The following is a 10,811-nucleotide window of genomic DNA, read 5'->3' as shown; positions in this document are numbered from 1 at the left end:
TGACTCCTTCTTTTGAGATTTCCAACCTTGACAGCCCTTTTTCGCTGTGCTATCCTCCATGGTAAGCTCTTGCTAACCAAAAGGAGATGCGTTGTGTGAAATCTGTGATTCTCTGTGTGATTCTCTGTCTTTCCCTGGTGCTCTCCGGCTGTTCCGCCGGACAGGCCGCTCCTTCTGCCACGCCCAGCACCGCTGCGGAGATCGACCCTACCCAGGCTCAGAGCACCGAACTCTTTGCCATGGACACCGTGATGACCCTTACCGCGTATGGTCCCAACGCTGACCCCGCCCTTCAGGCTGCTGCCGAAGAGATCCGGCGGTTGGATAAGCTGCTGTCCATCAGCAGTGAAGCGGGCGAGATCCTTCCTCTCAATCAGTCGGGACAGGGCGAACTTTCCGATGAGACCGCCGCCCTACTCCAGCGGGCGCTGGAGGTCTCCCGGGAGACCGGCGGACTTTTTGACTGCACCATCGGCCCGGTGATGGATGCCTGGGGCTTCCCCACCCAAAACTATCAGGTGCCGGAAGGCGGACTTCTTCAATCCCTCCTTGCACGGGTGGATTACAGTCAGGTCGCCCTCTCCGGCCACACCGTCACCCTGCCCGAGGGGGTAGAGATCGACCTGGGCGGCATCGCAAAGGGCTATACCTCCGATCAGATCATGGATGTATTTGCCCAGTCTGGCATCACCTCCGGCATCGTCTCTCTGGGAGGCAATGTACAGACCCTGGGCCGCAAGCCGGACGGCAGTCTGTGGCGGGTTGGGCTTCAGGACCCCAGGGATCCCGGCCAGACCTTTGCCGTGGTGGAGGTGGAAGATCAGGCGGTCATCACCTCCGGCGGATACCAGCGCTATTTCCAGGAGGATGGCGTTATCTACCACCATATCATTGACCCACGCACCGGCTATCCCGCTGACAGCGGCATCATCTCCGCCACCATTGTCAGCGCCGACGGCACCCTTGCCGACGCCCTGTCCACCGCCCTTTTCATCATGGGGCCGGAAGAAGCCGAAACATTCTGGCAGGCGCATCAGGACCGGTTTGACGCCATCTTGATGACCGATTCCGGCCAGATTCTGGTCACTGCCGGCCTGGCACAGCGCTGCCAGATCACAACGGGCGATGCCGTCCGGGTGATCCAGTGAATCGCAAGTTTCTGTGGATGAGCGGTATCCTGCTGCTCCTTTTGGCGGCTGTCCTGTTCTGGTTCCTGCGGCAGTGGGGAAGCGAACAGCATGTGGCCATCATTTCACAAAACGGTCAGATTCTTCGGACGGTGGATCTGGATACCATCACCGAGACGGAGACCTTTGTAGTGGGAGAACCGGGGGCACAAAACACCATTCAGATTTCCCCGGAGGGTATCGGCGTAATTTCCGCCGATTGCCCCGATCAGGTATGCGTACATCAAGGGCTGCGGCAGCACGGCCCGGAACCCATCGTATGTCTGCCCAATGGGCTCTCCATCCGCTTTTCTGCCACAGACCCATCGGGTCTTGACGCAGTGACTGGAGGTGCCGCCCATTGAAGTCCACACGTCCTGCTTACCGCCTGGCCATGCTGTCCCTTTTGACAGCAGTGGCCCTGATTATTTTTGTCATTGAGGCGGGTATCCCCCCTCTGACCACCATTCCCGGCATCAAAATGGGGCTTTCCAATATCATTACACTGGTGACCATGGTTCTATTTGGACGGCGGGAGGCCCTGCTGGTTCTGCTTAGCCGCATTTTCCTGGGTAGCCTCTTTGCCGGCCAGATGATGACACTCCTGTACAGTTTGAGCGGCGGATTGCTCTGCTTTGTCGTCTGCGCGGGAATTCTACCCTTTTTGCCTGTCAAACGCCTGTGGCTGATGAGCATGATAGGGGCCGTTTTTCACAATATTGGACAGATTGCCATGGCCATCTTCATCACCAGTACGCCGGAGCTTCTCTGGTATCTGCCTGTCCTTCTGGTCTCTGGCCTGATCAGCGGTTGCTTTACCGGCTGGGCAGCACAATTTGTGCTCTTCCGACTCAAATCCGGCCCCAAATCATCCTGACATTGTGTGGGCCTTTTGAATGGCATTCTTTCGTATGCTAGAGGATCGTTGGCGAAGATAAAGGCTAAAATCGTGGAGCTAGATCATTAGAGAGATAAGCTTGAAACAAGATCTATTATGGGCACCATAATTTATGGTGCCCAAATGGTACTCGGTGAGTTTTGAGAGACCATATCGTGAAAAATATTTGTAGATAAACTGGTGTGGAAAATGGGATTTTCCTTATCTTATCCGTATAAATAAAATTGTTTGGTGTGGTAATAAGCAGCCAGTATATCACATCGATTCCCCTCGAAATCAGTTTGCGGGCAACCGCACGTGGGTTCGAATCCCACCCGCTGCGCCATTTTACGCAGAAAAACCGCCTGAAATGGCGGTTTTTCTGCGTTTTTTGTTCTATTTTTGTCTCTTGGACGATTGCGGTTCAGCGGCGATTTCAGGGACAGAAAAGCGGCGGGAGCATGAGCGAGGATAGCCGCTGAAACCGCCAAATCCCTAACCCATCCCTAACGACAAAATATCTCACTTTTTGGCGTATGTCAGTCGATTATCATGTTACCTTTCATAATAGTTACATGATAGCATAAAGACAAGGCTGTCGTATTATGCTGATAGGCCGACAGTCTATACAGAAGTGTTTTATAAGGAGTTTCACTATGGATGCACATAAAGCAATTATCACAAGTATATTTAATAACTCCACGCTTATAGAGGTACCCTTCTTCCAGCGATCCTATGTTTGGAAAGAAGATCTTTGGGCTCGGATGATTGAAGATATGGTCCTCCTCTCAGACAAATCGTGTCACTCGGGTGTGGAACCCTTTGGTTGAATCTATTTTACGGTATGGGGCATGGAGCGCTCATTTTCAATCTTCTCAATCCGCTCGGGAAACATGGTCACCAACAGCTCACTGGCGTCCTCCCGGGTCAGTTTCAGACTCTCCCGGGTCAGCTGGTAAATGGTCTTGTTTTCTTTGGTGGATACTCTGGCCATGATGCTTTCCTCACTCCATGCAAGAACCAAAACTTCTAGACTCTGTTTTCTCCATTATACGGGATATGAGGGATAAAACAATTACTTTTCTTGCCCTTTTCTCCCGTACGCCCTATGGAAACAAAAAAGGCGTTTCCTTTCCCGCCGGAATGAATCGCCGGTAAAGGTCAGGGAGCGTCTTTTTCTGCATGATAAACATCTTGTCACAGGTTCTGTTCCATATTGGCGCTGATCACATTGAAGTGGTGGTTGATGGCCAGAATCAGCTGGGCCTTATCCCGGCGGGCCAGAGCGTCCACAATCTGTTCGTGGGCGTACTGCAGCTGGTTGCCGGTCTGGAAGTTGCGCAGGATATGCCGGCGCATATCGGCGATGAAGCGGTCGATAGTGGTGGAGAGGGCCCGGTGAATCTGGATAATCAGCTCGTTGCCTGAGATGGCGGCAATGGTATCATGGAGCTGCTTATCCAGTTGGGCGGCCCGCTTGGAGGAACAGGACGCCATCTCCTCCACCATTCCGGACAGCTCCCGGACCTGCTCGTCGGTGATGCGCCCCAGGGCCAACAGGGCGGCCTGCAGCTCCAGGCCCGCCCGCAGCTCCCCCAGCCTCCGGTAGTCGATCTGCTGCAGGAGCATCAGCAGGTCAAAGGAGTCCTGCAGATTGCGCTGGATGTTGCAGCAGATAAAATTGCCGGCCCCTTGGTTGCTGACGATAAATCCCATATGCTCCAGCAGCCGAACTGCCTCTCGCACCGAGTTGCGGCTGATGCCCAGCTGCTCGGCCAGCTCCCGCTCCGGAGGCAAGGGATCCCCCAGGGACAGCTGTCCGCTGCGCAAGGAATCCTCCAGATAGGTGAGCACTTTTTCATAGGATTTGGGCTGTTCCGCCATGGAAATCTTCCTCCTTGGCATGATGTACATGCAAATAGTATAGCACAGGGAGAAGGCCACTGTAAAGGTGCGACCAACTCATTCTAACTGGTAGGACCAACACGTTTTTAAAAAAGCCGATAATTGCAAACTTTTTCGTAATATTGTCCAATTATCGCCTTGACATCTAGAAGTATCAGGAATAATATATAAATGTTCTAAAAATTCCTTGTATTGTTGCGCGTTTTTTATTTTATATGGTAGAACCAATTTAAGAAATAGGTCAACCACTGAAACAGGAGGTTATCATCTATGCAGACGATTTCCCTTCCTTACGGACGGGACCGGGTTGAGGCTCAGATCCCGGACCAGCGCCTGGCGGCGGTCCTCCGCTCCGGCGCACAGAGCTATCGGCCTCAGGCCGACCAGGCTCAGCTGGTGAGGCAGGCTCTGGAGAACCCCATCGGCACGCCCCCGCTCCGGGAATTGGCCAAAGGCAAGCATCAGGTTGTCATTATCAGCAGCGATCACACCCGCCCGGTCCCCAGCAAGGTTATTTTGCCCCAGTTGGTAGATGAGATCCGGGCCGGTTCCCCTTCTGCAGAGATCACCGTGCTGGTGGCCACCGGCTTCCACCGCCCCACCACCCGGGAAGAGATGCTGGACAAATACGGCCAGGAGCTTTTCCTCCGGTCCGGCCTGCACTTTGCCGTCCATCTCAGCGGCAAGGATGAGGACATGGTATCTCTGGGCACCCTGCCCTCCGGAGGCAAGCTGCTCGTCAACAAGCTGGCCGCCCAGGCGGACCTGCTGGTGGCTGAGGGCTTCATTGAGCCCCACTTCTTTGCCGGTTTCTCCGGCGGGCGCAAGAGTGTGCTCCCCGGAGTCGCCAGCCGGACCACCGTACTGGCCAATCACTGCTCCACTTTCATTGACAGCCCCTTTGCCCGCACCGGCATCCTGGACGGCAACCCCATTCACCGGGATATGATCTACGCCGCCCAGCAGGCCAAGCTGGCTTTCATCTGCAATGTAGTCATTGACGAGAAAAAAGAAGTGATTGCCGCTTTCGCCGGCCACTTCAATGAGGCCCACCGGGCTGGCTGCGCTTTTGTAGAGCAGCTCTCCGGTGTCTCAGCTGTCCCCGCCCCCATTGTCATCTCCACCAACGGCGGCTATCCCCTGGACCAGAACATCTACCAATCGGTGAAGGGAATGACCGCTGCCGAGGCCACCTGCGCCCCCGGGGGCGTGATCATTATGGTCTCCGCCTGCAGCGACGGACACGGCGGCCAGTCGTTCTACGACACCTTCGCTCAGGAACCCGACGAGGAAAAAATCATGGCCTCCTTCCTGGCCACCCCCAGCGACCGCACCATTCCCGACCAGTGGGAAGCTCAGATTCTCTGCCGTATTCTCTTAAAGCACCCGGTGATCATGGTCACCCAGGCCCCCCGGGAGATGGTGGAGGCCATGCACATGCACTGGGCCCCCGATCTTTCGGCGGCCATCGACCTGGCCGACCGGCTGCTGGGCCGGGCGGACAGCCCCATCACGGTAATCCCCGACGGCGTGTCGGTGATTGTAAAGAAATAAATTACTTAATGAGAAGGAAAGAAAAGAGGAATCCGCTATGAGTCAGTATGAAAAAGTGACCCCCGAACTGATCCAGGCGCTGCAGGCTGCGGTGCCCGGCCGGGTCAGCGTGGACGGGGACATCAACGACGACTTCTCCCACGACGAGATGCCCATCTACGGCAAGGCCATGCCCGAGGTGGTGGTGGAGGCTGTCTCCACCGAAGAGGTGGCCGCAGTGATGAAGCTGTGCAACGAGCATCACGTCCCCGTCACTCCCCGCGGCGCCGGCACCGGTCTGACCGGCGGCGCTGTCCCCGTCTGCGGCGGTGTGGTGCTGTCCATCACCAAGATGAACAAGATTCTCTCCTATGACACCGATAACATGGTGGTCCGGGTCCAGGCCGGCGTGCTCCTCAACGACCTGGCCGAGGACGCAGCCAAGAAGGGCTTCCTCTATCCCCCCGATCCCGGTGAGAAGTTCGCCACCCTGGGCGGCAACGTGTCCACCAACGCCGGCGGCATGCGGGCGGTCAAGTACGGCACCACCCGGGACTACGTGCGGGCCATGACCGTGGTACTGCCCACCGGCGAGATCGTAAACATGGGCGCCAGCGTGTCCAAGACCAGCTCCGGCTACTCCCTGCTCAACCTGATGATCGGCTCTGAGGGCACTCTGGGCATCATCACCGAGCTGACCCTGAAGCTGATCCCCGCCCCCAAGGCTGTCATCAGCCTGGTGGCCCTCTATGAGAACCTGGAGGACTGCATCGCCACCGTGCCCAAGATGATGAAGGCCAACCTCCACCCCCAGGCCCTGGAGTTCATGGAGCGGGAGATCGTCCGCCTCAGCGAGTCCTACCTGGGCAAGAGCACCTTCCCTCAGACCTTTGAGGGCAGCGACGTGAACGCCTACCTGCTCATCACCTTCGACGGGGACAGCGAGGAGCAGCTGGACGAGATGATCGAGCAGGCCTCCGAGGTCCTGCTGGAGGCCGGCGCTCTGGACATCCTGGTAGCCGACACTCCCCAGCTGAAGAAGGACGCCTGGGCCGCCCGTTCCACCTTCCTGGAGGCCATTGAGGCCAACACCAAGCTGCTGGACGAGAGCGACGTGGTGGTGCCCGTCAACGAGATCGCCCACTATGTGAACTTCATCAACGAGATCGCCAAAGACTACGACTTCGAGGTCAAGAGCTTCGGCCACGCCGGCGACGGCAACCTGCACATCTACAACTGCTCCAACGATATGGACCCGGAGGAGTTCAAGCGCCAGGTGGCCGCCTTCATGAAGCGGGCCTACGGCAAGGCCACTGAGCTGGGCGGTCTCATCTCCGGCGAGCACGGCATCGGCCGGGGCAAGATGGAGTATCTGGCCGAGATGGTGGGCCCGGTGAACATGCGCCTGATGGAGGGCATCAAGCACACCTTTGACCCCAACATGATCCTGAATCCCGGCAAGGTCTGCTACACCCTGTAAACATACTGGAAAAGACAGAAAATCGAGCGGAGGAAAAACTCATGTCCTATTTGATTTCAGAGGCTGCCCAGGATCTGCTGGGCGATGTGAAGGATTTTTGTGAAAACGAGGTCAAGGAGCCCTGCAAGGAGTTTGACCGCAGCGGCGAGTGGCCCAAGGAGATCTACGACCAGGCCATCGAGATGCAGCTGCAGACCCTGGAGGTCCCCGAGGAGTACGGCGGCCCCGGTCTGAGCCGGGTGGATGTGGCCGCCCTGTTTGAGGAGATGGCCAAGGCCGACGCCGGCTTTGCCACCACCATCTCCGCCAGCGGCCTGGGCATGAAGCCGGTGCTCATCGCCGGCAACGAGGCCCAGAAGAAGCGCGCCTGCCAGCTGATCATGGACGGCGGCTTCGGCGCCTTCTGCCTCACCGAGCCCGGGGCTGGCTCTGACGCCAGCGCCGGCAAGACCACCGCTGTGAAGGACGGGGACAGCTACATCCTCAACGGCCGCAAGTGCTTCATTACCAACGGCGGCGTGGCCTCCTTCTACTGCGTTACCGCCATGACCGACAAGTCCGCCGGCGTGAAGGGCATGTCCATGTTCTTCATCGAGGCCGGCACCCCCGGTCTCTCCACCGGCCACGAGGAGGACAAGATGGGTATCCGCACCTCCAACACCTGCGACGTGGTGCTGGACGACTGCCGTATTCCTGCCTCCAATCTGCTGGGCGCTGAGGGGCAGGGCTTCACCATCGCCATGAAGACTCTGGACCAGGCCCGTGCCTGGATGGGCTGCATCGCCACCGGCATCGCCCAGCGGGCCATGGAAGAGGCCATTGCCTACGGCAAGGAGCGTGTCCAGTTCGGCAAGCCCATTCTGAAGAACCAGGCCCTCCAGTTCAAGGTGGCCGACATGGCCATCAAGATTGAGACCGCCCGTCAGATGGTGGCCCACGCCCTGACTCTGATGGATCAGGGCCTGCCCTGCTCCAAGGAGTCCGCCATCGCTAAGTGCTATGCTTCCGATATCGCCATGGAGGTGGCCTCCGAGGCCATCCAGATGTTCGGCGGTTACGGTTACAGCCGGGAGTACCCGGTGGAAAAGCTGCTCCGCGACGCTAAGATCTTCCAGATCTTTGAGGGCACCAACGAGGTGCAGCGCATTGTGGTTGCCAACAACACCATTGGAAAATTCTAATTGAAGGAGCTCGAGTGATATGGAGATTCTGGTCTGCCTGAAGCAGGTGCCCGATGACTCGGTGGAAATCCACCTGAAGCCCGGCACCGAGGAAGTGAATCTGGACGGCGTCACCCCCGTGGTCAACGCCTTTGATACCTATGCGCTGGAGATGGCCACCCGCCTCAAAGAAGCCGTGGGTGGCAGCATCACCGCCATCACCGTGGGCCCGGAGAAAGCCCGGGACGCGGTGAAGACCTGCCTGGCCGTGGGCGCCAACCAGGGCTATGTCATCAGCGACCCCACTTTTGAGGACGCGGACACCCTGGGCCGCAGCAAGATCCTGGCCGCCGCCATCCGGAAGCTGGAGGCGGACGCCGGCAAGCCCTTTGACCTGATTTTCTGCGGCCGCGAGGCCACCGACCGGGCCAGCGGCCAGCTGGGGCCCCAGCTGGCTGAGGCCCTGGGCACCGGCGTGATCGTGGACCTGGTGGACATCGAGCAGACGGACGCCGGCATCTGCGCCAAGCAGGAGACTGAGGAGGGCTACCGCAAGGTAGAGTCCGCGCTCCCCTGCGTGGTCACGGTGAACAAGCCCGCCTATGACCCCCGTTACCCCACCATCAAGAGCAAGATGGCCGCCCGGAAGATGGCCATCCCCGTGCTCTCCGCCGCCGATCTGGACTCTGTGGAGCCCGGCAAGCCCACCGCCCACGTGGTCAAGGTCTTTGAGCCCGCCAAGCGCCAGGCCGGTGTGAAAATCAACGAGGAAACTGCTGCGGAATCCGCCATCAAGGCTGTTGACATGATGGCCGCCGCCAAGCTGCTGTAAAGGAGAGACAGACATGGATTGGGGCAATTGCAAAGATATTCTGGTCTTCCTGGAGCAAAAGGAAGGCAAGGTGGTAAATGTGAGCCTGGAGGCTCTGACTCCCGCCCGCACCCTGGCCGGTCTCACCGGCGGTAAGGTGCTGGCTTTGGCAGTGGGCACGGACAATGCCGCCGCCGCAGAAAAGGCTGCTCCGCTGTGTGACGGCGTACTCTCGGTAGAGGGTGCTGCCTTCAGCGACGGCTGCAGCGACGCCATGGTCTGCGCGCTGGAGGCCATGGTCAACAAGTATGCGCCCGCCGCGGTGCTGGCCGGCAACACCCCCCTGGGCCGGGAGCTCACCGCCCGGCTGGACGCCCGGAAGGGCCTGGGCAGTGTGCAGGACGCCACCGCGCTGAAGATCGACAACGGCACCCCCGTATGGACCGTTCCCCTCTACGGTGGCACGGTGCTCAACGACGTGGTGGTGGACACCCTGCCTGTAGTGGCCACCGTCCGCTCCGGCGCCTTCTCCAAGCCTGAGGCCGGCGAAGCCGCCCCTGTCACCGCTGAGGCGGTGGAGGTGCCCGCCGACGCCATCAAGACCAAGGTAGTGGAAGCGGTGAAGGAGATCTCCGAGTCCGTGAACCTGGAGGAGGCCAAGGTCATCGTCACCGGCGGCCGTGGTATGGGCAGCCAGGAGAACTTCGCCCTGGTGGAGGAGCTGGCCCAGCTGCTGGGCGGCGTGGTGGGCGCCACCCGTCCTGCCATCGAGGAGGGCTGGGTGTCCCGTGCCCACCAGGTAGGCCAGTCCGGCAAGATTGTCTCCCCCGCCCTGTACATCGCCTGCGGCGTGTCCGGCGCCACCCAGCACGTGTCCGGCATGACCGGTTCCGGCTATGTGGTGGCCATCAACAAGGACGAGGACGCCCCCATCTTTGATGTGGCCGATGTGGGCATCGTAGGCGACGTGATGAAGGTTCTGCCTGCCATGATCGAAGAAATCCGCAAGCGCAAGGCGGAGTAACCCAGCGGGCAGCGCTTCGCTGCCCTTCCCCCGGCACTTTGCACGATGGCATGATTGGACAAAAACAACAACACACAACGGCACCCCGTTGGTCCAGCCTCACCGGTTGGTCCGACGGGGTGCCGTTTTTCTAAACCGGCCGCCCTCTGCCAGCAGCTAAGGTACAAATACAGAAACGGTGGGAGCCGGAGGTTCCCTCATCAGGACCTCCGGCTCCCGCCAGAAAGAAGGTCGGTATTTCCGAAACGCTTCCTGTCTCACCCCAGCAGTATCGTGATTGCATGGTCTAAAATATGGGGCGTTCTGTCATACAGGTCCTCCATCAGAACACGCTCGGTCAGCTTATGAAAATCTTTTGCAGCGGATAAGTAGTCGCGGATTTCATTGTCAGCTAGAATCGTAGCCTTTACTTGCTTTGGAGCCGAGCGACAGATTCCTTGTACTGGATTTCTTTCAATCAAGCCACGGTTTACTGCCTGGCTTAGCACCTTTGAGAGTAGATTTTGAATATGCCGCATAGTCTGCTGGGATAGTGGTTTCCCATTCCGTTTGTTTCCATGCAGTTGATGCTCTTCCAGAAACTCCTCTATCTTTTGCGTCGTCAGGGATTCCAGCGGACAATCCCCTATCCAAGGCAGAATATGATTTTTCAATACATAGCGATGCGCTTCGCAGGTCGTATGCCTCACACTCGGTGCGTCATAGTTTTTTGTCAGAAAGCGACCCATTCTTTTACTGTCATACGCAACTTATCTGGAGGAACATCTCAATGGCTTTCCTCACTATGATGACGAGGTCGTTCGCAAGATGATTGAACGGGTCACTGTAGTCGATGCGGAAACAATCCGGGTCAAG

The 10,811-nt window shown here is 58.2% G+C and carries 12 protein-coding genes; 8 read left to right on the top strand and 4 right to left on the bottom strand.

Going from position 1 to position 10,811, the window contains the following annotated elements:
• Positions 1 to 95: 95 nt before the first annotated feature.
• Genes I2C21_RS02895 through I2C21_RS02885 form a run of 3 tightly spaced genes read left to right on the top strand, consistent with a single transcriptional unit; the run spans position 96 to position 2,043 of the window.
• Positions 96 to 1,148, top strand: coding sequence for an FAD:protein FMN transferase (locus I2C21_RS02895; RefSeq protein WP_353654766.1), 1,053 nt, complete (start codon positions 96 to 98; stop codon positions 1,146 to 1,148).
• The gene (locus I2C21_RS02890; protein WP_195278443.1) at positions 1,145 to 1,531 is read left to right on the top strand and encodes a NusG domain II-containing protein; all 387 of its coding nucleotides are present in this window, start codon (positions 1,145 to 1,147) and stop codon (positions 1,529 to 1,531) included. The genes I2C21_RS02895 and I2C21_RS02890 overlap by 4 nt, the downstream gene beginning before the upstream one ends.
• Positions 1,528 to 2,043: a Gx transporter family protein gene (locus I2C21_RS02885; protein WP_286167186.1), complete on the top strand. Its 516-nt coding sequence runs from the start codon at positions 1,528 to 1,530 to the stop codon at positions 2,041 to 2,043. Before I2C21_RS02890 ends, I2C21_RS02885 begins: the two co-directional genes overlap by 4 nt.
• A 227-nt stretch (positions 2,044 to 2,270) precedes the next feature.
• On the opposite strand, the gene I2C21_RS17420 is transcribed toward I2C21_RS02885, so the two are convergent.
• From I2C21_RS17420 to I2C21_RS02875, 3 genes are all read right to left on the bottom strand, one after another.
• On the bottom strand, positions 2,271 to 2,534 hold the full coding sequence (locus tag I2C21_RS17420; RefSeq protein WP_207730558.1) for a hypothetical protein: 264 nt from the start codon (positions 2,532 to 2,534) through the stop codon (positions 2,271 to 2,273).
• A gap of 341 nt (positions 2,535 to 2,875) precedes the next feature.
• Positions 2,876 to 3,037 carry a hypothetical protein gene (locus I2C21_RS02880; protein WP_235370174.1) on the bottom strand — a complete coding sequence of 54 codons (162 nt, stop codon included), beginning with the start codon at positions 3,035 to 3,037 and terminating at the stop codon, positions 2,876 to 2,878.
• A gap of 203 nt (positions 3,038 to 3,240) precedes the next feature.
• On the bottom strand, positions 3,241 to 3,927 hold the full coding sequence (locus I2C21_RS02875) for a FadR/GntR family transcriptional regulator (protein ID WP_195278442.1): 687 nt from the start codon (positions 3,925 to 3,927) through the stop codon (positions 3,241 to 3,243).
• 291 nt (positions 3,928 to 4,218) lie between these two features.
• Between I2C21_RS02875 and larA the strand changes: the two genes are divergently transcribed.
• From larA to I2C21_RS02850, 5 genes are read left to right on the top strand one after another with little or no spacing between them, the layout of a single operon-like run.
• Positions 4,219 to 5,502 carry a nickel-dependent lactate racemase gene (gene larA, locus I2C21_RS02870; protein WP_195278441.1) on the top strand — a complete coding sequence of 428 codons (1,284 nt, stop codon included), beginning with the start codon at positions 4,219 to 4,221 and terminating at the stop codon, positions 5,500 to 5,502.
• Positions 5,503 to 5,539: 37 nt separating this feature from the next.
• Complete coding sequence (locus I2C21_RS02865) at positions 5,540 to 6,961, top strand: D-lactate dehydrogenase (protein WP_193539268.1); 1,422 nt, start codon at positions 5,540 to 5,542, stop codon at positions 6,959 to 6,961.
• Positions 6,962 to 7,002: 41 nt separating this feature from the next.
• On the top strand, positions 7,003 to 8,142 hold the full coding sequence (locus tag I2C21_RS02860) for an acyl-CoA dehydrogenase family protein (RefSeq protein ID WP_193539270.1): 1,140 nt from the start codon (positions 7,003 to 7,005) through the stop codon (positions 8,140 to 8,142).
• 19 nt (positions 8,143 to 8,161) lie between these two features.
• Positions 8,162 to 8,953 (top strand): electron transfer flavoprotein subunit beta/FixA family protein, encoded by a 792-nt coding sequence (locus I2C21_RS02855; protein WP_087287368.1) that lies wholly within the window; start codon positions 8,162 to 8,164, stop codon positions 8,951 to 8,953.
• Between the two features lie 13 nt (positions 8,954 to 8,966).
• The gene (locus I2C21_RS02850; RefSeq protein ID WP_087287365.1) at positions 8,967 to 9,956 is read left to right on the top strand and encodes an electron transfer flavoprotein subunit alpha/FixB family protein; all 990 of its coding nucleotides are present in this window, start codon (positions 8,967 to 8,969) and stop codon (positions 9,954 to 9,956) included.
• Between the two features lie 257 nt (positions 9,957 to 10,213).
• On the opposite strand, the gene I2C21_RS02845 is transcribed toward I2C21_RS02850, so the two are convergent.
• The gene (locus I2C21_RS02845; RefSeq protein ID WP_087287362.1) at positions 10,214 to 10,684 is read right to left on the bottom strand and encodes a tyrosine-type recombinase/integrase; all 471 of its coding nucleotides are present in this window, start codon (positions 10,682 to 10,684) and stop codon (positions 10,214 to 10,216) included.
• Positions 10,685 to 10,811 lie beyond the last annotated feature (127 nt).

The sequence above is a fragment of the Clostridium sp. J1101437_171009_A5 genome (assembly GCF_015547905.1).
Taxonomy (GTDB): Bacteria; Bacillota; Clostridia; order Oscillospirales; family Oscillospiraceae; genus Pseudoflavonifractor_A; species Pseudoflavonifractor_A gallinarum.
This window is presented reverse-complemented; position numbering and strand designations above follow the sequence as displayed.